Annotated in this window: 20 protein-coding genes and 1 pseudogene; 6 read left to right on the forward strand and 15 right to left on the reverse strand. The window is 75.0% G+C overall.

All coding sequences use genetic code 11. The annotated features are described in order from the left end of the window. Positions 1-14: 14 nt before the first annotated feature. The 7 genes and pseudogenes from ilvD to ACI79A_RS03650 all read right to left on the reverse strand — a co-directional run bounded on the left by ilvD (position 15) and on the right by ACI79A_RS03650 (position 7,160). Positions 15-1,685, reverse strand: coding sequence for a dihydroxy-acid dehydratase (gene ilvD / locus ACI79A_RS03620; protein ID WP_457080023.1), 1,671 nt, complete (start codon positions 1,683-1,685; stop codon positions 15-17). Beyond that, positions 1,682-3,049, reverse strand: a complete 1,368-nt coding sequence (locus ACI79A_RS03625; RefSeq protein ID WP_457080025.1) for an FAD-dependent oxidoreductase — start codon at positions 3,047-3,049, stop codon at positions 1,682-1,684. The genes ilvD and ACI79A_RS03625 overlap by 4 nt, the downstream gene beginning before the upstream one ends. Beyond that, on the reverse strand, positions 3,046-4,725 hold the full coding sequence (locus tag ACI79A_RS03630; protein ID WP_457080027.1) for an AMP-binding protein: 1,680 nt from the start codon (positions 4,723-4,725) through the stop codon (positions 3,046-3,048). Before ACI79A_RS03630 ends, ACI79A_RS03625 begins: the two co-directional genes overlap by 4 nt. Positions 4,726-4,733: 8 nt before the next feature. Then, on the reverse strand, positions 4,734-5,165 hold the full coding sequence (locus ACI79A_RS03635; protein ID WP_457080029.1) for a dehydratase: 432 nt from the start codon (positions 5,163-5,165) through the stop codon (positions 4,734-4,736). Positions 5,166-5,174: 9 nt separating this feature from the next. After that, positions 5,175-6,248, reverse strand: coding sequence for a hypothetical protein (locus ACI79A_RS03640; RefSeq protein ID WP_457080031.1), 1,074 nt, complete (start codon positions 6,246-6,248; stop codon positions 5,175-5,177). Continuing rightward, positions 6,245-6,781 (reverse strand): annotated as a pseudogene (locus ACI79A_RS03645) (UGSC family (seleno)protein). Before ACI79A_RS03645 ends, ACI79A_RS03640 begins: the two are co-directional and overlap by 4 nt. Positions 6,782-6,947: 166 nt before the next feature. After that, on the reverse strand, positions 6,948-7,160 hold the full coding sequence (locus ACI79A_RS03650; RefSeq protein ID WP_457080033.1) for a hypothetical protein: 213 nt from the start codon (positions 7,158-7,160) through the stop codon (positions 6,948-6,950). On the opposite strand from ACI79A_RS03650, the gene ACI79A_RS03655 reads away from it, so the two are divergent. Beyond that, the gene (locus ACI79A_RS03655) at positions 7,141-7,983 is read left to right on the forward strand and encodes a polysaccharide deacetylase family protein (protein ID WP_457080035.1); all 843 of its coding nucleotides are present in this window, start codon (positions 7,141-7,143) and stop codon (positions 7,981-7,983) included. The two genes, ACI79A_RS03650 and ACI79A_RS03655, sit on opposite strands and share 20 nt — an antisense overlap. Positions 7,984-8,010: 27 nt before the next feature. Here the strand turns inward: ACI79A_RS03655 and ACI79A_RS03660 are convergent, their stop codons facing one another. The 3 genes from ACI79A_RS03660 to ACI79A_RS03670 form a co-directional block, all read right to left on the reverse strand. Further along, on the reverse strand, positions 8,011-9,264 hold the full coding sequence (locus ACI79A_RS03660; RefSeq protein WP_457080037.1) for an amidase: 1,254 nt from the start codon (positions 9,262-9,264) through the stop codon (positions 8,011-8,013). Positions 9,265-9,360: 96 nt separating this feature from the next. Continuing rightward, positions 9,361-10,161, reverse strand: coding sequence for a CPBP family intramembrane glutamic endopeptidase (locus ACI79A_RS03665; RefSeq protein ID WP_457080039.1), 801 nt, complete (start codon positions 10,159-10,161; stop codon positions 9,361-9,363). Then, entirely contained in the window at positions 10,158-11,084 is a 927-nt protein-coding gene (locus tag ACI79A_RS03670) for an NAD(P)H-binding protein (RefSeq protein WP_457080041.1), read from the reverse strand. Before ACI79A_RS03670 ends, ACI79A_RS03665 begins: the two co-directional genes overlap by 4 nt. A gap of 91 nt (positions 11,085-11,175) precedes the next feature. Between ACI79A_RS03670 and ACI79A_RS03675 the strand changes: the two genes are divergently transcribed. Further along, entirely contained in the window at positions 11,176-11,574 is a 399-nt protein-coding gene (locus ACI79A_RS03675) for a DUF2237 family protein (protein ID WP_457080043.1), read from the forward strand. Between the two features lie 6 nt (positions 11,575-11,580). Here the strand turns inward: ACI79A_RS03675 and ACI79A_RS03680 are convergent, their stop codons facing one another. The 4 genes from ACI79A_RS03680 to ACI79A_RS03695 all read right to left on the reverse strand — a co-directional run bounded on the left by ACI79A_RS03680 (position 11,581) and on the right by ACI79A_RS03695 (position 14,108). Then, positions 11,581-12,534 carry an EamA family transporter gene (locus ACI79A_RS03680; RefSeq protein ID WP_457080045.1) on the reverse strand — a complete coding sequence of 318 codons (954 nt, stop codon included), beginning with the start codon at positions 12,532-12,534 and terminating at the stop codon, positions 11,581-11,583. A gap of 127 nt (positions 12,535-12,661) precedes the next feature. After that, entirely contained in the window at positions 12,662-13,063 is a 402-nt protein-coding gene (locus tag ACI79A_RS03685; RefSeq protein ID WP_457080047.1) for a VOC family protein, read from the reverse strand. A gap of 70 nt (positions 13,064-13,133) precedes the next feature. Beyond that, complete coding sequence (locus tag ACI79A_RS03690; RefSeq protein WP_457080049.1) at positions 13,134-13,922, reverse strand: alpha/beta fold hydrolase; 789 nt, start codon at positions 13,920-13,922, stop codon at positions 13,134-13,136. A 27-nt stretch (positions 13,923-13,949) separates the two neighbouring features. Beyond that, entirely contained in the window at positions 13,950-14,108 is a 159-nt protein-coding gene (locus tag ACI79A_RS03695) for a hypothetical protein (RefSeq protein ID WP_457080051.1), read from the reverse strand. 177 nt (positions 14,109-14,285) lie between these two features. On the opposite strand from ACI79A_RS03695, the gene ACI79A_RS03700 reads away from it, so the two are divergent. The 4 genes from ACI79A_RS03700 to ACI79A_RS03715 all read left to right on the forward strand — a co-directional run bounded on the left by ACI79A_RS03700 (position 14,286) and on the right by ACI79A_RS03715 (position 17,585). Next, positions 14,286-14,726 (forward strand): hypothetical protein, encoded by a 441-nt coding sequence (locus ACI79A_RS03700; RefSeq protein ID WP_457080053.1) that lies wholly within the window; start codon positions 14,286-14,288, stop codon positions 14,724-14,726. Further along, on the forward strand, positions 14,723-15,985 hold the full coding sequence (locus ACI79A_RS03705; RefSeq protein WP_457080055.1) for a glutathionylspermidine synthase family protein: 1,263 nt from the start codon (positions 14,723-14,725) through the stop codon (positions 15,983-15,985). Before ACI79A_RS03700 ends, ACI79A_RS03705 begins: the two co-directional genes overlap by 4 nt. A gap of 75 nt (positions 15,986-16,060) precedes the next feature. Continuing rightward, positions 16,061-16,630: a PAS domain-containing protein gene (locus ACI79A_RS03710; protein ID WP_457080057.1), complete on the forward strand. Its 570-nt coding sequence runs from the start codon at positions 16,061-16,063 to the stop codon at positions 16,628-16,630. A 1-nt stretch (position 16,631) separates the two neighbouring features. Continuing rightward, complete coding sequence (locus ACI79A_RS03715; RefSeq protein WP_457080059.1) at positions 16,632-17,585, forward strand: methyl-accepting chemotaxis protein; 954 nt, start codon at positions 16,632-16,634, stop codon at positions 17,583-17,585. Positions 17,586-17,721: 136 nt separating this feature from the next. On the opposite strand, the gene nhaA is transcribed toward ACI79A_RS03715, so the two are convergent. Beyond that, positions 17,722-20,379: a Na+/H+ antiporter NhaA gene (gene nhaA, locus ACI79A_RS03720; RefSeq protein ID WP_457080061.1), complete on the reverse strand. Its 2,658-nt coding sequence runs from the start codon at positions 20,377-20,379 to the stop codon at positions 17,722-17,724. Positions 20,380-20,415: the final 36 nt, after the last annotated feature.

Raw genomic sequence — 20,415 nt, forward strand, 5'->3', positions numbered from 1 at the left:
GCACAGGCCCCGGCTCAGGTCCCCAGCGTCGCACCCCGGCTGACCGGCTGCACCGAGCGGGCGTACACCGACAGCCAGCTGCAGCCTGTGGGCACGGCGGCCGGCGCCCACCGCTCGCGCCGGGCCGCCAGCTCCTCGGGCGGCACCTCGAGGTCGACGGTGCGGGCCTCGACGTCGACGCTGATCACGTCGCCGTCCTCGACCAGCCCCAGCGGCCCGCCGAGCGCGCCCTCCGGAGCCACCTCGGCGACCACCAGCCCCTTGTTGACCAGCCCGGACATCTGCCCGTCGGTGACCACGACCACCTCGTTCCCGAGCCCGGCGCCGTCCAGGGCGAAGACGAACGCCGAGGTGAAGGCCATCCCGGGCGAGCCGCGCAGCCCGAGCCCGCTGAGCACGAGCACCTCTCCGGCGTGCACCTCGCCGCCCCGGATGGCGGCGATCCCCTCCTCGCGGGAGCGGAACACCCGCGCCGGGCCGCGGAACACCTTGATCCCGTCGTCGGCCACGGTCCGCTTGACCACCGCGCCGTCCGGCGCGAGCGACCCGCGGACGATCATGACCCCGGGGTGGCGGGCCAGCGGGTCGTCGACCGGGCGGATGACGTCGGAGTCGGGCTCCGCGGCGCCGCCGAGCACCTCCCCCAGCGTCGCGCCGGTCACGGTGCGCTGGTCCAGGTCGAGGAAGGGCCGCAGCTGGTGCAGCAGCGCCTGGGCCCCGCCGGCCGCCTCGAACTCGTCGATCCGCCGGTCGCCGTTGGGCTTGACCGCCGACAGCAGCGGCACCTGCCCGGCGAGCTCCTCGAACAGGGCGATCACGTCGACGTCGCAGCCAGCCTCCACCGCGACGGCCTGCAGGTGCTTGACGCAGTTCACCGACCCGCTCACCGCGAGCACGGCGGCCACCGCGTTGCGGAAGGCGCCCGGGGTCAGGATGGTGCGCGGCCGCAGGTCCTCGGTGACCATCGCCACGATCCGCGCGCCGGCGGCGGCCACCGTGTCCCACATCCGCGGGCTGTTGGCCAGCACCGGGGTGCTGCCGGGCAGCGCCATGCCCAGCGCCTCGGTGGCGATGTGCATCGAGTTGGCAGTGCCCATCCCGGCGCAGACGCCCGGCCCGGTGACGGCGTTGCCGGCCATCTCCGCGAGGTCCTCGACCGTCATCCGCCCGGTGGCCACGTGCCCGGCGTAGAGGAAGACGTCCTCGAAGTCGACGTGCTCGCCGCGGAACAGCCCGCTGGGCTGGTAGCCGCAGGCCACGACGATCGTCGGGACGTCCAGCCGGCCGGCCGCCATCAGCTGCCCGGGGGTGGTCTTGTCGCAGGAGGCGAGGGTGACCATGCCGTCGAGCAGGGCCCCCTCGACCGCCACCTCGATGTCGCTGGCGATCAGGTCGCGGGTGGGGAGGATGTACTGCCCGGCGGCCCCGGCGCTGGTGATCGCGTCGCTGGACGCGGCGGTGCGGACCTCGAAGGGCACGCCCCCGGCCGCCCGGATCGCCTCCTTCAGCGGCCCGACGATGCCGTCGAGGTGGCTGAAGCAGCTGGCCAGCCCGGAGGAGCTGTTGACGATCGCGATCTTGGGCTTGGCCATGTCCTCGGCGGGGATGCCCAGCGCGGTCCACTGGGCCAGCCGCATCGCCCACCGCGTGGTGCCCGGCTCGAAGTCGCTGCGCAGCCCGGTCACGCCGGCTCCCCGCCCAGGAAGGCGCCGTCCCGGACCAGCTGCCGCTGGAGCTGGTCGACCGCGACGTCCCCGACGGCGACCCCGGCGCCGAGGGCTAGGCCGGCAGCGGTGCCGGCGGCCTGGCCCATCGCGAAGCACGGCCCGGTGACCCGCGCGGAGGACTGCCCGAACCGGGTCATCGAGGCGCACCGCCCGGCGACGAGCAGGTTGTCCACCCGCTGCGGCACGAGCATCCGGTAGGGGAGCTGGTTGTACCCGCGGGGGTCCTCGCCGCGGTGCCAGCGGAACTCGACCGTGCCGGCCACGTGCGCCTCGACCGGCCAGCCGTTCACCCCGATCGAGTCGGGGAAGTCGGCGCAGTCGAGCACGTCGTCCTCGGTCAGCAGGTGCTTCCCCAGCACCCGCCGTGTCTCCCGGATCCCGATCTGCGGGGCGATGTCGACGATGTAGGAGTCGGTGAAGCCCGGGGTGTTGTCCCTGATGAAGGTGAAGGCGTCGAGCACCTGCTGCCGGCCCTGCAGCTCTCCGTGGCTGAGCTGCTCGACGTCGGTGCCGTCGACCGCGCTGCCGTCGGGGTTGCTCAGCTGGGTCAGGTTGGCCCGCCACTCCAGCGGGTTGCGCTGCGGGCGGACGATCGGCTTCTTGCGGGGGAAGCGGTGGGTGCCGGCCTGCTCGGCGGCGTCCATCAGGCGCTCGACGGTGCGCCACGGCTTCTCCCCCGCCGCCGCGGCGTCGACACCGTTGATCCGGAACATCAGCGAGGGGTAGAGCAGCCCGGGCGACTTCTCGAAGGGCACGCCGGCCCAGGCCGACACGTCGGCGTCGCCGGAGGCGTCGACGAACACCCGGCCCCGCACGGCGTGCCGGCCGGACTTGGACTCGACCAGGACGGCCTCGACGGTGTCCGCGTCGCGCATGACGACCCCGACGGCCATCGCGTGGAACAGGATCCGGGCCCCGGAGCCGACGACCAGCTCGTCGGCGGCGATCTTGTAGCTGGAGATGTCGAACGCCTGCGCCAGGATGCCGTCGTTGATGGTCAGGTGCGGCTCGGAGAGCCCGTCCATCTTCGCCAGCCGTTCGAGCAGCTCGTCGGCCAGCCCGTGGACGACGCGCCGGTGCTCGCCGTGCACCTTGGCGTGCAGGCCGCAGAAGGTGCTCAGCCCGCCCGCCGTGCCGGCGCCACCGAGGAAGCCGTAGCGCTCCAGCAGCAGGGTGGAACGGCCGGCGCGGGCGGCCGCGGCGGCGGCCATCAGCCCGGCCGGCCCGCCGCCGATGACGACGACGTCGAACTCGCCGAGGACCGGGGTGCGGCGGGCGGGCTCCCCGATCGTGTCCGCCCCGCGCTCGTCCGACGTGCTCACCGGCGTGCCTCCTCGATCTGAGCTGGTCGCGGCCCGGCGGAGGCCCCGCCGGTCAGCCGCCGTGCGGTCTGCGAGGCCCAGGAGCGGTCGACCTTCCCGGACGGCGTGCGCTGTACCGTCTCGACGAAGAGCACCGACCGGGGCCGCTTGTACCCGGCCAGCACGCTGCCGACGTGGTCGGCGAGCGTCCGCGCCGTCTCCTCGCCCGTCGGATCGGCGACGACGAGCGCGGTGACCCGGCTGCCCCACCGGTCGTCGGGCACCCCGAGGACGACGGCGTCGCGCACCAGCGGGTGGGCCAGCAGAGCCGCCTCCACCTCCTCGGCGAAGACCTTTTCGCCGCCGGTGTTGATCACCCCGGAGCCGCGGCCCAGCAGGGTGAGGGTGCCGTCGGCCTCGACCGTCGCGGCGTCCCCGGGCACCACGTACCGGACGCCGTCGATGACGCGGAACACCGATGCGGTCAGCTCCGGGGCGTCCAGGTAGCCCAGCGGCAGGGCACCGCAGGCGGCGAGCTCGCCGACCTCGCCCGAGCCCGGCACCACGTCGCGGCCGTCGGGCCTGATCACCCGGGCGTTCTCCGGCAGCGCGAACCGGGTGGTGACCGACTCCGGGTCGGGGCCGGCCAGCGCGATGCCGAAGGGGCCGCCCTCGGTGGCGGCGATGGTGTCCTGCAGGGTCATCCGGCCGGCCGCCAGCAGCCGGCGCTTGACCTCCGGGCTCCAGCGCACCCCGGAGCTGATCACCCGGCGCAGGGTGCCCAGGTCGTAGGGCCGGCCGGCAGCGGCAGCCCGGTCGAGCTCGGCGAGCAGCGGTACGGCGAAGGCGTCGCCGACGATCGCCAGCTCCTCCACCCCGTGCCGCTGGACGGCGCTCCACAGCTCCGCCGGGTCGAGCGAGGGAGCGGTGAGGGTGACGACGCATCCGCCGCGCAGCAGGTTGCCCAGGGCGGCGAAGAAGCCGGTGCCGTGCATCAGCGGCGACCCGGGGAGCACGACCGGTGCGGTGCCCTCCCGCACCGCCGCCACCGCGGCCGCCACGGCCTCGGCCCGGTCCTGCGGCACCGGGACGCCGGCCCGCTTGTACGCCGACGCGACGACGGCGCAGACCCCGGCGGAGTCCCAGACGACGGCCTTCGGCGCCCCGGTCGTGCCACCGGTGAGCAGCCAGACCTGGTCGTCCGGCGAGCGCTCGCCGCGGGGCAGCGGGGCCGCGCGCTGCACCTGCTCCCACGCGACGGCGCCGTCGGCCGGGGAACCGGCGCCGCACCACACCACGGTGCGGAGGGCGGGCAGCCGGGCGGCCACCTCGGCCAGCGGCACGGCCAGGTCGTCGTCCACCAGCACTGCCTCGGCGGCGACGTACTCGAGGACCTGGGCCAACTCCGCGGCGCGGTACCGGTAGTTGACGTTGACCGGCACCGCGCGCAGCTTGAGGGCGGCGAACACCCCGATCAGGTACTCCGGGGAGTTGTGCAGCCCGATGCCGACCCGGGCGCCGGGGCCGACCCCGGCCGCGGCCAGGTGGCCGGCCAACCGGGCCGCCTGCTCGTCGAACCCGGCCCAGGTGACCGCCCGCTCGCCGACGAACACGGCCACCCGCCCCGGGTCCAGCGCGCTGATCGCGTCGGCCACCGCCTCGAGCCGGGAGGCGACGTCGTCCCGACCGGCAGGCACCGGCCCGGTCACAGGTACCGCCGGACCAGGGTGGACGCCACGCAGACCGGTTCTGCCTGGCCGTCGGCGTCGAACACCAGGGTCAGCTCCACCTGCACCCCGCCCGGCACGACGTCGACCGCGTCGACCGTGGCGGTGCAGCGCACCCGGCCGTCGACCGGCATCGCGGCGGGGAAGCGCACCGAGTCGCAGCCGTAGTTGACCGCCAGGGTGAACCCGCGTGACTCCAGCAGCTCCGGCATGACCGCGGTGGTCAGCGAGAGCACCAGCAGGCCGGGCACCGTCGGCCCGGCCGGGCCGTCAGGCGGCCGGGTGCCGGTCGCGGCGCAGAACCGGTCGACGCGTTCGGCGGTGACGTCCACCCAGGAGCTGGTGCCGAGCGAGCGGCCGGCCAGGGCCCGGGTCCCCTCGACGCCGGTCACGACGGTGGCTGCGGGCATCGCCCCTCCTCAGCTGCCGGCCGGCGCGGCCGGCTGCACCCGGGCGACGGCCGGGCGTCCGCCGCGCGGGCCGAAGGTCTCCACCACCGCGGAGACCCCGGCGTTCGACGCCCCGGCCACCACCACGAGCACGGACTCCGGCGAGGCCAGGGCGTGGATGCCGTCGCGGTCCGGGTCGGGACCGGTGTCGACCTCGCCGTCCGGGTGGCCGGTCGGCACCCGCCAGCGGCTGACCTGGGAGACCGCGCCCTTGCCGACGGCGTCGAGTTCGGCGCGGGTGCGGAAGGAAGCCTGGTAGAGGAACTGCGAGATGTCCCGCTTGCTCCAGCCGTGCCCGGCCAGCAGCCGGGCGTGCTCGGGGCCGAGCACGATGCAGGCGCTGATGCCGGCGTGGATCAGGGCGCCGGTGCGGGACACGGTGCCGGCGATGTCGGTGAGCAGCTGCTCGGGCACCGAGGTGTGCCGGGCCTCGATGTGCACGGTGGAGCGCATCGTCATCGCCGTCACCGTGCTGTCACCGGGGGCGTGGCCCTCGTCGACGTGCAGCGGGGCCCAGGGGGACTCCTCCTCGTTCTCGGCGATGCAGCAGGTGTACTTCGCCGGAGTGCCCTGGGTGGCCTGGTCGAGCTCGTGCGGGCGGACGCCGAGCACGTTGAGCGCGGTGAGCCGCAGCGCCCGGCCGATGGTCGCGTTGGCCCGGAACCCGGGGCCGAACACGTTGCCCTTGCTGTTCAGCCCGAGCTGCTCGCGCACCGGTCCGTTGACCAGCAGCAGCGGCGCGGTGCCGGTGGTGCTCTGCCAGATGCCCTTGCGGACGTAGCCCTCCTCGCACAGGGCGTCCCAGCCGGCGAGCACGACCGGGAAGTACTCCGGCCGGCAGCCGGCCATCACCGCGTTGATGGCCGCGAGCCGGACGGTGATCGCCCGGTTGATCTGCGGCATCGCGAGCACCGTCTCGTCCGGGTCGCGGTCGACCGTGGCGAGGAACGCGTCGAGCTGCTCCTGGGTGCAGGGGACGACGGGCAGCCCGTCGGTCCAGCCCTTCTCGTAGCAGTGCTCGATCGCCTCCAGCGTCGTGGTCACTCCTCCACCCCCAGGATCTCCAGCACCTGCGGGAGCGCGGCGGTCACCCGTTCCCGGATCTGCTCGGCGGTCAGGCTGGCCACCGGATGGGGCAACGAGACGTACTCGTAGCCGGGGAAGCCGTAGCCGCTGGCCATGGCCGCCCCCGTGATGCGGAAGGCGTCGGTGCAGACGGAGACGGCAGGCACGCCCGCACGCTCCAGCAGGATCCCGTCGGCCACACTGGCCGCGCTGCAGGAGCCCTAGTCACCGATAGCGGTGATCGCGAAGTCGCACTCCTCGAGGATCCGCTGGGTCTGGGTCGGCTCGACCGGCGTGCCGAAGTAGGGCTTGGTGAACATGAGCACCTCGCCCACGCCGTGCCGCTCGCGCAACTGGTGGGCGAACTCCTCGAGCAGCGCCGCGCCGTTGGGCTTGCCGTTGTCCAGCAGCCCGAGGGTGGCGCCCCGCAGCGTGCGGGTGCGCGGCGCCAGGGCGGTGTCCTGGCCCTGTTCGCCGGCGCCGGTGGGGTCGAGGATCTCGTGCAGTTCCATCGCGGCTGTCCGTTCTCCCGGAGCGGGAACACTCGTGTGTTCGACATGCGAACGAAAGTGCTCTTCTCGCACAGGACGTTAGCCAGGTCACAGGACGGCGTCAACGGAGGCCGGCGCCCGGATCCGTCCGCCTGCACCGGCCCGAGCGGAGCACCCACCGGCAGCGTCAGACCCGGACGACGACCCCACGGCGGAGCAGCAGCGCACACACCGCCCAGATGACCGCGACCGACGCGGCAGCGTAGGACCAGGCCGAGGGCGTCGCCCCCACCAGACCGGTGACCCAGCGGTCGACGGCCGGTTGCACGGCGTCCCCCAGGGCTGCCCGGAAGACCAGTTCGGAGAAGACGAAGGCCACGATGGCGTTGGCGCCCAGCACCTCCGCCGGCCGCAGGGGGCGGCGCACACCCCGCTGGTCGGCCGACGGCACCTCGGGCCAGGGGGTCGGCGCGGCGTTCCCGGAGGTCTGGGAGGAGCGCGGCCGCTGGGGCGCGCCGCGGGTGGTCTGGTCGCTGCCGGTCCAGCAGCCCCTGGCAGCGCTGACGTTCGACGACGGCCCGACCCCGGAGTTCACCCCGCGGGTGCTCGCGGCGCTGGCCGCGGCCGGGGTCACCGCCACCTTCCTCGTGATGGGCCGCAACGCGGTCACCCACCCCCACCTGCTGCACGAGATCGCCGCCGCCGGGCACGAGATCGGCCACCACACCTGGAGCCACCTCGACCAGACCAGGATCACGCCGGCCCAGGTCCGCGAGGAGATCGTCCGCGGCAAGGAGGAGGTCGAGGCGCTCGTCCAGCAGCCGCTGGCCGCCTTCCGCCCCGCCCGGGGCAAGCTGACCGGCTACGGGCTCCGGGTCTGCGCGGAGCTCGGCCACGACGTGTGGATCTGGTCCTGCACCCGCGGCCCGGACGGCGTCGGCACCCGGGAGGTGGTCGCCGGCCACGTCGCCGGCACGGTCCGGGCCGGGGACGTGGTCTGCCTGCACGACGGGCTGGGCCGGGGGACCTTCCAGCCGGGCAGCTCCTTCGCTGCAGACCTGGCCGCGCGCCGCGAGGTCGAGGTCCGGGCGTTGCCGGAGGTGCTGCACCGGGTGGCCGACCGCGGGATCACGCTGACCACCGCGGGGCAGCTGCTCGCCGCCGCGGACCGGGAGGCCGCCGTCCGGACCCTGGCGGCCACCGGCGAGGTGGCCGGCGCCTGATCCGGGGACCGGCGACCGCGCGCCGGGTCAGTCGGCCCGGCAGGGCGGCAGCTCGGCGTGCCAGCTGGTCCGCTGCTCGAACCAGGCACCGGCGTCCAGCAGCAGGTCCTCGCCACCGACCGCGGCGGTCAGCTGCGCCCCGACCGGCAGGCCGGAGACGGGGTGCCGGCCCACCGGCAGCGCGAGCGTGGGGCCGGCGTGCAGCGACCACGGTGCGGTCAGCGTGCCCAGGCGGCGGGTCAGGGTGAGCACGTCCTCGGCGGCGACGGCCGTCGGGACGTCGGCCGGCAGGGTCGGCGTGAGCAGCACGTCGACCTGCCCCAGAACCTCCTCCAGCCCGCGCTGGAACTCCGCACGCACCTGCAGCGCCCCGGCCCGGTCGCCCTCGGAGACGCCCTCGCCCACCCGCAGCCGGGCGAGCGTGTCGGGCTGGAAGAGCTCCGGGGTGGCCAGCCGCTCGCGGTGCAGGTCGGCGATGCCGGAGTAGACGATCGTGTAGAGCACGTCCTGCGCGACGCTGATCCCCGGCACGGTCACCGGCACCAGCTCGGCGCCGCCGTCGGCGAACACGCCCGCGGCCGCCGCGACCACCTCGGCGACGCCGGGGTCCAGGTCGTCGAACCACGCCTCGGGGACGCCGATCCGCCGGGGCACGGCCGGGCGCAGGGCGCGCGCCGGCCGTCCGGCCAGGACGGCGAAGGCGCGGGCGACGAGCTCGACGGTGCGGGCCAGCGGTCCCACGGTGTCGACCAGCTCGCAGACGGGGAAGGTGCCGGCGTCCGGCACGACGGAGATCCCCGGCCGCAGTCCGGTCACCCCGCAGGCGGCGGCCGGCAGCCGCACCGAGCCGCCGGTGTCGGTGCCCAGCGCCAGATCGACCAGGCCGGCGGCGACCGCCGCCCCGGCGCCGCCGCTGGAGCCCCCGGGCAGCCGGTCCAGCGCCCAGGGGTTGCGGACCGGGCCGGCGGCGGAGTTCTGGCTGGTCAGCCCGACGGCGAACTCCGAGAGGTTCAGCTTGGCGACCATCTGCGCGCCGGCCGCGGCCAGCCGGGTGACGACGACGGCGTCGGCGTCGGGGACCCGGTCGGCGAAGTACGCCGAGCCGCAGGTGGTGGGCAGCCCGGCGGTGTCGATGTTGTCGGTCAGCCCGACCCGGACCCCGGCGAGCGGGCCGGCTGCCGCGTGCGGCAGCGGCGGGTCGATGCGGCGCAGCACGGCGTTGGTGGCCGCGCGCACCTCCTCCTCCCGCCGAGCGCGCTCGGCGGCGTCCGGGGGCCCCACCCTCAGTGCCCGGCCCGGAAGGGGGGCGGCAGCGGCGGGACGGCGGTCACGGACGGTGAGACTGCCACCTCCGGGCCCGCTCGTCAGCACGGACCGTCACGGTGAGTCGCCCTGGGCCGGGTGCGGGTCGTCGATCGAGGCCTCGTCGGCGAACAGCGGCGGCAGGAACCGCAGCATCAGCACCGACCACGTGGCGTGGGTGAGGATCGGCGCCTGGATGCCGCCGGTGACCCGCCGCTGGAGCGCGAACAGCAGGCCCATCGGCACCGAGGCGAGCACCAGGGCCGGGTTGCGGGTCGCGACGGTGGCCAGCGTGTAGACGGCGGAGGACTTCAGCACCGGGTGGTCGGCGCCGACCGCCGCGTACAGCGCCCCGCGGAAGAACACCTCCTCCGCGACGCCGTTGGCCAGCGTGGTGGTGAGCACCAGCGGCGGCGAGCCCTGCTGGGCGTAGCGCAGCACCCGGGTGATGGCGGCGTCGAGCGGCGGGATGCGCTTGGCCACCAGCGCCGCGCCGTAGAAGCACGCGAAGGCGGCCGTCCCGGCGACGAGCGGGGTGAGCAGCGGACGGCGCAGCGTGGCCTCCGGGGTCTGCACCCAGCCCAGGTGCAGCGGCCCCGAGGCGATGCCCCCGGCGACCCAGGTGCCCGCCACGCCCAGCGTCAGCGCGTAGAACGACGTCGAGTTCGGCTTCTGCGCCAGCGAGACCCCGAGCAGTCCGGCCCCGGCCAGCGAGACCCCGGCCGTCACCCGACGCCGGCGACGGAATGCCTCGTCGGACTCCCGGTGGTCGCGCGGCACCTTGTCCACCAGCCAGGACGGCGCCCGGGCCAGCAGCCGGGTCAACCGGGCGTCGGACCACAGCGACTGCCCCAGCCGCCGTTTGTCGCGGGTCATCCCACCCGCCCCGAGGCCCTCGCCGAACGGGCCTCCCGGCGTTCGCGGGCCCGTTCACCGAGCGCGGTGAGCACCGCCTCGTCGTAGGTCATCGGGTCGAACGGGACCACCCGGCGGATCGCGTCGTCCTGCACCACCACCTCGTTGCTCATCGAGCCGATCAGCGACCGGCCGGTCTGCACGTCGATGTCGGTGACCAGCGACAACCAGCGGGAGGAGAGCTTCGGGCTCAGCAGCGGCACCGGCACGACCAGCAGCCGACGGCCCTGGATCTCCGCGACCCGGGTGAGCATCTCCAGGTACTCGAGCACCTCGGGGCCGCCGACGTCGAACGCCCGCCCCTCGGCCGCCGGCGCCTCCAGCACACCGACCAGGTACCGGACGACGTCGGCGACGGCGATCGGCTGGGTCCGGGTGTGCACCCAGCGCGGGGTGATCATCGCCGGCAGGTGGGCGACGAGCTGGCGGGTCATCTCCCAGGAGACCCCGCCGTGGCCGATCACGATCCCGGCCCGCAGCACGGTCACCGGCACCCCCGTCTCGCCGAGCAGCCGCTCGACCTGGCGGCGGCTGCGCAGGTGGGGAGAGAGGTCGTCGGCGTCCTTGCCGAGCCCGCCGAGGTACACGATCCGGCGGAGGCCGGCGTCGGCCGCGGCCCGGGCGAAGGCACGGGCGGCCGCGGCGTCCTTCTCCTGGAAGTCCGCCGAGTCCAGCGAGTGCACCAGGTAGTAGGCGGCCTCGCATTCGGCCAGCGCGGTGCGCAGCGACGCCTCGTCGCCGACGTCCCCCGGCACCGGCGTGCCGACGCCGGAGTAGGTGTCCGGGTGCCGGGTCATCGCCCGGACCTCGTGCCCGGCCTCCTCCAGGGCAGGCGCCAGCCTGCCGCCCACGAACCCCGACGCGCCGGTGACCAGAACTCGCACGCTCTCAGCCTCCCGGCACGACCGGTCGGGCGCGACTCAGAAGCGCACGGCCCGCCCGGCGCGCCGGCTCCGGCGGCGCGATGATCGGCCCATGAGCGCCCCCGGCGAGGACCGCAACGTGCTGGGCGGTCCGTTGGAGCCGTGCGGCACCGACCCGATGACCGGCTTCACCCGGGACGGCTCGTGCCGCACCGGGCCGGCCGACCTGGGCAGCCACACGGTCTGCGCCGTGGTCTCCGCCGAGTTCCTGGAGATGCAGCGCCAGCTGGGCAACGACCTGGCCACCCCGCGCCCCGAGTACGACTTCCCCGGGCTGCGCCCCGGCGACCGCTGGTGCGTCGTCGCCGTCCGCTGGTACCAGGCCCTGCAGGCGGGCGCCCCGGCCGGGGTCGTGTTGGCCGCGACCAACGCCCGCGCCCTCGAGGTGGTGCCGCTGGAGGTGCTGCGGTCCCAGGCCGTCGACGTCCCGGACGACCCGTCCTCGCTCTGACCGGTGTCAGCTGGGCACGGTCTCCGGCAGCGGAGCGGGCTCCGCCGTCCGGGCGGTCTGGGCCAGCACGATCCCGGTCAGGACGACGGCGCCACCTGCGATCTGCCAGGGCGTGAGCACCTGCTCGACCCACAGCCAGGCCACGATCGAGGCCAGCACCGGCTCGGCGGTCGCCAGGATCCCGGCGGTGGTCGGCGGCAGGTGGCGCAGCGCGGCCAGGGAGAGCCAGAAGGGCAGGGCGGCCCCCAGCACGGCGATCCAGCCCACCAGCAGCCCGGCCGGCACCTCGACCTCGCCCAGGGAGACCGGCACCCGCTCGGCGAGGACCCCGGCGTCGAACCGCCACCACGGGGCGGCGACCGCCCAGAACACCGCCGCGGCGGCGAAGCTCCAGGCGGTCAGCCCCATCGGGTCGCGGTCGACGGTGCCGCGCTCCCCCACCAGGTAGTAGGTGGCCAGGCAGACCGCCGCGGTGAGGGCGACCGCCACGCCGACCGGGTCGAGCGCCCCACCGCCCTGCCAGACCTCCGCGACCAGCACCAGGCCGCCGAGGGAGAGCGCCAGCGCCAGCCACAGCCGGCGGCGCACCCGCTCGCGGCGGACCAGCCACACGTACAGCGCGATGAACACCGGCGCGGTCATCTCGAACACCAGCGCGATGCCGACCGGCAGCCGGCCGTCGATGGCGACGTAGAAGAGGAACTGGGTCAGCGCGATCCCCACCACGCCGAGGACGGCGACGAGCGGGACGTCCCGCCGGTGCAGCCGCAGCCGCGCCGGGGCGAGGAGGGCCAGTCCGGCCAGCAGGGTGATCGCCGCCCCGGTGCAGCGCAGCGCGGTCAGGTGGGTCGGCGGGATGCCGGCCCGCAGGGCCAGCGCGGAGACCGTGCCGTTGATGGCGAAGACCCCGGCCGCGCCGAGGGTGAGCAGGGAGCCGACGGCGGGGCGGGCGGCGGGCACACCGGCAATGTAGCGGGTCAACGCGGCCGAGCCGCCTACACCGTCGTCGTGGGGTCTATCGAGTGTCGACCTGCGCACGCCACGCTCCCGGCTCAGACGTGCACAGGCCACCACTCGGCGTGCTCGGTCAGCCCTCCAGGGCGGCCGGGTCCATCCACGCCGCCTCCCAGACGTTGCCGTCCGGGTCGGCGAAGCTGGTGCCGTACATGAAGCCGTGGTCCTGGGCGGGCATCCAGGGCTTGCCACCGGCGGCCAGCGCCCGGGCCAGCAGGTCGTCGCACTCCGCCCGGTCGGCCGCGGAGATCGCGTTCAGCACCGAGGTGGCCTGCGCCGGGTCGCCGATCGGGCCGGCCAGGAACCCGGCGAACTTCTCCCGGGTCAGCAGCATCACCAGGATGTTCTCCTCGATCACCATCGCGGCGGCCGTGTCGTCGGTGAACCGGGCGTTGTTGGTGAAGCCGAGGGCCGCGTAGAAGGCCTTGGCCCGCTCCAGGTCGGTGACCGGCAGGTTGACGAAGATGGTGCGCACGGGGAGCTCCTCGGTTCGTGGGACCGCCGTCCGGTCCCGCCACCAGTCAGACCGGCCGGCGCCGGGGAACTCATCGGCGGGCGGTCGCGGCGAGCACGAGGTCGACGGTCTCCGCGGGCACGTCCCACATCGGGAAGTGGCCGGAGCCGTCGAACCAGTGCAGCTCGGCGTCGGGGAAGGCCTCGACCACCCGCGCCGCCTGTCGGGCCAGGGTCACCCGGTCCCGCCGTCCCCAGCCGATGGTCAGCCGACCGGGCAGCGACCCGGCCGGGGCGCCCTGCTGGCGGGGCCCGCGGGCCAGGTCGGTGAGGACCGCGTCGAAGGACGGCGCCTGCGCGTACCCGGTGAGCTCACGGGTGACCACGCCGGCGTCCAGCGCCCACGGGTGGGCGGAGAACTGGGCCAGCAGCGCCGTCCGCCCGGCCGGGTTGCCCAGCACCGCGGGCAGGGCCGGCCGGATCCGGCGGACCAGCGCGATGGAGGCGCGCAGGCTGGCGAGGAAGACCGCGGCCTCCCGGTCGGTCCAGAACCCGCCCGGGTCGAGGGCCACGGCGTCCCCGCCGACCCCCCGCCGGGACAGCTCCAGCACCATCCGGGCGCCCAGCGAGCTGCCGACCAGCGGGGCGTCGGCCAGCCCCTCGGCCCGCAGCCAGTCGGCCACCGCGTCGGTCAGCGAACCGAAGGTGGGGTCCGGCAGCGGCGGGGTGTCGCCGGCGAACCCGGGCAGGTCCACCGCCACCACCTCGCGCGCCGCGGTCAGGCCGGGGAGCACCGGGCCCCAGGAGCGCCAGGAGCCACCCAGCCCGTGCACGAGGACGAGGGGGTCGCCGGAGCCGGTCCGGTGCGCTGCGAGGTCCATGCCCGCGACTACCCACCTCGCCGCCGCTCATCCGGGGCCGCCGCTCATCCGGGGCCGCCGGTCAGGCGGTGGCGTCGGCCGGCGGCATGCCCCGGCCGGCTCGGCTGCCGCCGCGAACTCCCGGGTCTCCTGCCGCGCAGGGTCGGGCAGCGGCTCGTCCCCACCGGGGCGCACGGGCTCGGTCATCGGTTCTCCTCCTGCTCGGGGGTGTACAGAGGAGACGTCCGGCGGCCCTCGTGCGCACGGCACCTCCCACCGCTGGGGCGCGGCTGTGAGGATGTGCCGCGGGGCGGGTGCGGCGACCGCGGCGTCGTCCGACAGCATGTGCGGGTCCGGCAGAGCGCGGCAGGAGGAGTGCAGACGGTGAGCACGTCGAGGAGCAACCGGGTGCGCGCGGCCATCGGCACCGTGAGCCTGACCGGCGCGGCCATGGGCTTCCTGTCCGCCTGCGGCACCGGCGGGTACGCCTCCGGCGAGGACGACGCGGAGGCCGAGCGGGTCTACTGCGTCGACGAGCAGGACCAGGTCGTCGACGACGAGCTCTGCGAGGAGGCCGAGACCAACGGCGGCTACGTCGGCGGCTTCCCCTACTTCTTCCTGCTCGGCGGGTTCGGCGGCAACCGGTACGCGGTCGGCCAGACCATCCCGCAGCAGTACTCCGGGGCCGCCAACCGGGTGAACCCCTCCGACACCTCCGCCCGGACGCGCGCCGGCCTGCCCGGTTCCGGCCGGGTGAGCTCCGGCAGCCGGGTCTCCGGCGGCATCGGCTCGGGCCGGGTCGGCAGCGGCAGCGTCGGTTCGTGAGGCGGCTGTACGGGAAGGCCCGGCTCGGCTGGGAGGCCGAGATCGAGAGCCAGGGGCTGGTCTACAACAAGACGACCGTGCCGGGCGAGGACCCGCGCTCCTACTGGCGGGAGGACGTCTTCTACGACTTCACCGACGCCGAGATCGACACCCTCGCCGACGTCACCGACCAGCTGTTCGCCGCCTGCGTGGAGGCCGGCGACGTGGCGCTGGCCGACGACCGGCTGCTGGACCGGATGCGCATCCCGCGGGACGCCCGCGACGTCGTCCGGGCCACCTGGGAGGCCGAGCCGCCCAGCGTCTACGGCCGGTTCGACCTGTGGTGGGACGGCCGGGCCACCCCCCGGCTGCTGGAGTTCAACGCCGACACCCCGACCTCGCTCGTCGAGGCGGCGGTCGTGCAGTGGGCCTGGCACCTGGAGACCGGGCAGGGCCGCGACCAGTGGAACCAGCTCGACGACAAGCTGGTCGCCGCCTGGCAGCGCAACCTCTCCCGCTGGGAGGGCCAGCACCACCGCAGGCCGACGGTGCACCTGGCCTGGACCTCCGGTGACCGCAGCGGCGAGGACTGGATGACCGTGGCCTACCTGGCCGACACCGTGCAGCGGGCCGGGTACGAGGCCGTCATCCTCACCACCGAGGAGATCGGGCTGGACACCGGCGACGCCCGGTTCTACGACCCGAAGGGCAACCGGCTCGACGTCGTCTTCAAGCTCTACCCCTGGGAGTGGCTGCTCGACGACGCCTACGGCCCCTCGGTGATCGCCGACCTCCGCGATCCGGACGGCACGACGTGGGTCGAGCCGATCTGGAAGATGCTCTGGTCGAACAAGGGGCTGCTGCCGGTGCTGTGGCAGCGCTACGAGCACGACCCGGTGCTCTCCCGGTACCTGCTGCCGGCGTTCTTCGCCGACGACCCGCGCGCCCGCGAGCTGGAGGCGACCGGGTACGCCCGCAAGCCGCTGTTCGGCCGGGAGGGCGGCAACGTCGAGCTGGTCGCCCCTGGCGGTGAGGTGCTGGCCGCGCAGGGCGGGCAGTACGGGGCCGAGGGCTGGATCGTGCAGCAGCTGTGCGCGCTGCCGGACTTCCCCGGCCCGGACGGCCCGCACCACCCGGTGCTCGGCGCCTGGGTGGTCGACGGCGAGGCCGCCGGGCTGGGCATCCGGGAGTCCGACGGGCTGATCACCGACGACCTGTCCTTCTTCGTCCCGCACACCATCGGCTACCGGCGCCCACCGGACACCACCTGGTCTGCCTGACCCGCTGTTCCGATCGCCGCCCTGCCTGCCGAGAACTGCTGGAGCAGGAACTCGGACGGCAAGGAGGCGGCACAGGTGACGACGGCGGGGACGACGGCCCGGGACCAGCGGCGGGCGGTGCGCCCGACCGGGCAGGAGCGGGTGCTTGAGCCCGATGACCTGATCGTCTCCAAGACCGACCCGCGCGGGGTGATCACCTACGCCAACGAGTCGTTCCTGCGGGTGTCGCGGTACGAGGAGGACGAGGTCCTCGGCCAGCCGCACAACCTGATCCGACACCCCGACATGCCCAAGGCCGTGTTCAAGCTGCTGTGGGACACCGTCGCAGCGGGCCAGGAGGTGTTCGCCTACGTCAACAACCTGGCCGCCGACGGCGCGTACTACTGGGTGCTGGCCAACGTGACCCCCAGCTACGACACCCGGGGCGGGATCGTCGGCTACCACTCCAGCCGGCGTGCCCCGACCCGCCCCGCGATCGCCGCGGTGAGCGGCGTCTACGAGCAGCTGCGCGCCGCCGAGCGCGCCCAGCCCAACGGCCGGGCGGCGGTCGAGGCCTCCACGGCGCTGCTCGGCACGCTGCTGGCCGACCGCGGCCAGTCCTACGACGAGTTCGTGTGGTCGCTGATCTCCGACGGGGGGTTCTGAGGTGGGCAGGCGGTCCGAGCGGGCACGCACCGACGCGGAGGAGCTGGCGGTCTACCGGGCCTTCGTGGCCGAGCTCAGCCGGGTGTGCCGGGCCGCGGCCACCGGCGACCTGGAGGCCCGCAGCCGGGCGGTGGCCGGATCGCGCGACGTCCCCGAGCTGCGCGAGCTGCAGGACGGCGTCAACCAGCTGCTCGACGTCTCCGACACCTTCGTGCGCGAGGCGGGCGCCGCGCTGACCTCCGCCGCCGACGGGCGCTTCCACCGGCGGGTGCTCGAGCGGGGGCTCCCGGGTGCCTACCGCCGCAGCGCCGGGATCCTCAACCAGGCCGGGGAGGCGATGCGTGCCTCGGCCACCCGCGTGACCGAGGCGCAGGGCGCCCGGCTGGCGCTGGCCGACGAGTTCGAGTCGGTGGTGCTGGCGATGTCCGAGCAGGTGGCGACGGCGGCGACCGAGCTCAGCGCCTCGGCCGCCGGGCTGACCGGGGCGGCCGTGTCGGCCGGCACCGAGGTCGGCCGGGCCGAGGACAGCGTGGTCTCCCTCGACCGGTCCTCCACCGAGATCAAGGAGGTCATCGCGCTGATCGACTCCGTGGCCGCGCAGACCCGGCTGCTGGCGCTCAACGCGACGATCGAGGCCGCCCGGGCCGGGGAGGCCGGCAAGGGCTTCGCCGTCGTGGCGTCGGAGGTCAAGGACCTGGCCGACCAGACCGCGAGCGCCACCGAGCGGGTCACCGCCCAGGTGGCGTCGGTGCGCGCCGCCTGCGGCGACGTCTCCGAGGTGATGACCAACGTGGGGACGACGGTGGCGGACATGACCGGCCTGGTCGACGGCATCACCACCGCCGTCGACGGGGGCGCCTCCGACCCGCTGGGGACGGCGTCGCCGGGGCTCTCGCAGCTGGCGGAGAAGCTGCGCGCGGAGATGACCGGCTTCCTCGCCCACATGCGCAGCTGACGCCCGCGGGCCCCACTGCCGAGTTGATCATCGGCGTGTCGCCCGCGACACGGCCCGACACGCCGTGCCGCCCGGCACGACGCCGATGATCAACTGCGGGGTTGCGGGCGGCCGGTCGAGAACCGCGCGCCCGCCCTCACGTGGTGGTCAGGTCGCGGGCGGTGCCGGCGAACCGGGCCAGGTCGTCGCGGGTCGGCTCGACCAGCACCCGGCCGTCGGGGGTGAGCACCACCGGGGAGGTCGTCCCCTCCGCACCGGCCTCGGCGAGCAGCCGGCGGGCGGCGTCGTCGTCGGCCGGGTCGAGCCACTGGTGCGGCACGCCGTCCTCGGCCAGCTGCTCGCGCAGCGCGACGCTCGCCGGCCAGCGCCGGTCGCCGACCACCCGCAGCCCGGTCGCCTGCCCGATGAGCATCGCCCGGCGCAGCAGGAAGGACCGGGTGACGACGTCGGCCAGCCCCCGGTCGCGGGCGAGGACGGCGCGCAGCTGCTCCAGGCTGAGCACGATCACCTCACCGTCCTCGGCCGCCACCAGCGACCGCACCGGCCGTTGCCCGGCGAGCATGTTCAGCCCGCCCAGGAACCGGCCCGGGCCGTGGACGGCCACGACGCGCTTGCCCCCGTCGGCGCCGTGGTCGAGCGACCCCTCGATCACCGCGACCGCGCCGGAGAGGACGACGAAGAAGTCGAACTCGGCCTGCCCGGAGCGCAGCAGCACCTGGCCGCGCACCGTGCTCATCCGCCGCCCGACCCGGCGCAGCACCGCGATGTGGCCGTCGGAGAGCCGCGGGGAGGCGCCGTCGTCGGGGGTCTCGGTGAGCGAGCCGCCGGGCAGCACGTCGATCGCCGGCATCTGCGCGGGCGGGGAGAAGATCCGCAGCTGCTGCGCCGACGCCACCGGCTCGGCCGCCGGCAGCAGACCGCCGTGACCGGGCCCCCGCGGGTCGGAGGCGACCAGCGCGGCGGCGAGCGACTCGGTGGTCGTGGGCCCCTCGTGCCGGACGCCGTTGACGAAGAACGTCGGGGTGCCCTGCACGCCGCTGACCTCGGCGCCCACGACGTCGGCACGGACCCGGGCGGCGTGCACGCCGGAGCCCAGCTCCTCGGCGAACCGGCCGAGGTCCAGGCCCAGGGCGGCGGCGTGGTCGAGCAGCTCGTCGGCCTCCAGCTGGTCCTGGTGGGCGTAAAGCCGGTCGTGCATCGCCCAGAACGCGCCCTGGGCGCCGGCGGCCTCGGTGGCCTCGGCGGCGAGCTCGGCGTGCGGGTGCACGTCGGGCAGCGGCAGGTGGCGGAACACGTAGCGCAGGTCGTCGCCGAACCGGCGGCGCAGCTCCTCGACCACCCCGGTGGCGCGGCCGCAGAACGGGCACTCGACGTCGCCGTACTCCACCAGGGTCAGCGGGGCGTCGACCCGGCCGCGCAGGTGGTCGACCTCGGGGTCGACCGGCGGGTCGAGCTCGCGGGGCCCGGTCTCTGTGACCTCCGGCGCCCGGCGGCCCAGCACCCAGAACCAGACGGCGCCCAGCACGGCGGCGACCAGACCGGCGGCGAGCACGCCGATCATCGCCTCCTCGCGGAGCACCGGGTCGTCGAAGGCCAGGTCGGCGACGAACAGCGAGACGGTGAACCCCAGCCCGGAGAAGGCGGCGCCGCCCCAGATGCTGGGCAGGTTCACCCCGGGCGGCAGCGAGCCCATGCCGAACCTCACCGCCAGCGTGGAGACCAGCCCGATGCCGACGAACTTGCCGATCACCAGGCCGAGGAAGACGCCGATCGTCACCGGCGAGGTGAGCGCCCGGTCGAACACCTCGCCGCTGAACTGCACCCCGGCGTTGGCCAGGGCGAAGACCGGGACGACGACGTAGCCGCTCCAGGGCACCAGCAGCGCGCCGATCCGCTCGTTGGGCGAGATGGCCCGCTCCACCGAGAGCTTCGCCCGCCGGGCCAGGGCGACGTCCGGGGCCTGCCGGAAGGCGCGGGCCAGCGTGCCGGCGGACTCGACCTCGGCGCGGCGCGGGGTGTAGGCGCTGACCAGCAGGCCCAGCACGACGCCACCGATGGTGGCGTGCACCCCGGAGGCGTGCATGGCCAGCCACATGACCACGCCGACGGCGAAGTAGGCCGGGCCCCGCCACACCTGCAGCTTGGTGAGCCACACGAAGGCGACGACGCACAGCGCCGCGATGCCGAGGGCCACCAGGTCGATGTCCGCGGAGTAGAAGACCGCGATCACGGTGAGCGCGCCGATGTCGTCGACGACGGACAGGGAGAGCAGGAAGACCCGCAGCTGGGTCGGGGCGCGGGAGCCGACCAGGGCGAGGGCGCCGAGCACGAACGCGGTGTCGGTGGCCATCGGGATGCCCCAGCCGTGCGCGCCCGGGCCGCCGGCGTTGATCGCCAGGTAGATGCCGGCAGGCACCACCAGCCCGGCGAGCGCGCCGAGGGCGGGCACGGACAGCCGGCTGCGCTGGGTCAGCTCGCCCATCGACAGCTCCCGGCGCACCTCCATCCCGATGAGGAAGAAGAAGAACACCATCAGGCCGTCGTTGACCCAGTGCCGCAGGTCCATCGCGACCTCGGTGGACCCCAGCTGGAGAGCGAGCTCGGTGTGCCACACCCGCTCGTAGGAGTCGCCCCAGGGGGAGTTGGCCCACAGCAGGGCCAGCAGGGTGCCGACGACCAGCAGCACCGCGCTGGACGCCTCGGTGCGCAGGAACCGGCGGGCCGGGGTGGAGAGCTGGGCGAGCAGGTGGCCGGTGCGGGACGGCCGGCTGACGGTGCGGGACGGGGACGTCACGACGGTCTTCCTACCGTGCCGATGTGACGGGTGGGA

The sequence above is a fragment of the Modestobacter sp. SYSU DS0657 genome (genome assembly GCF_054050925.1).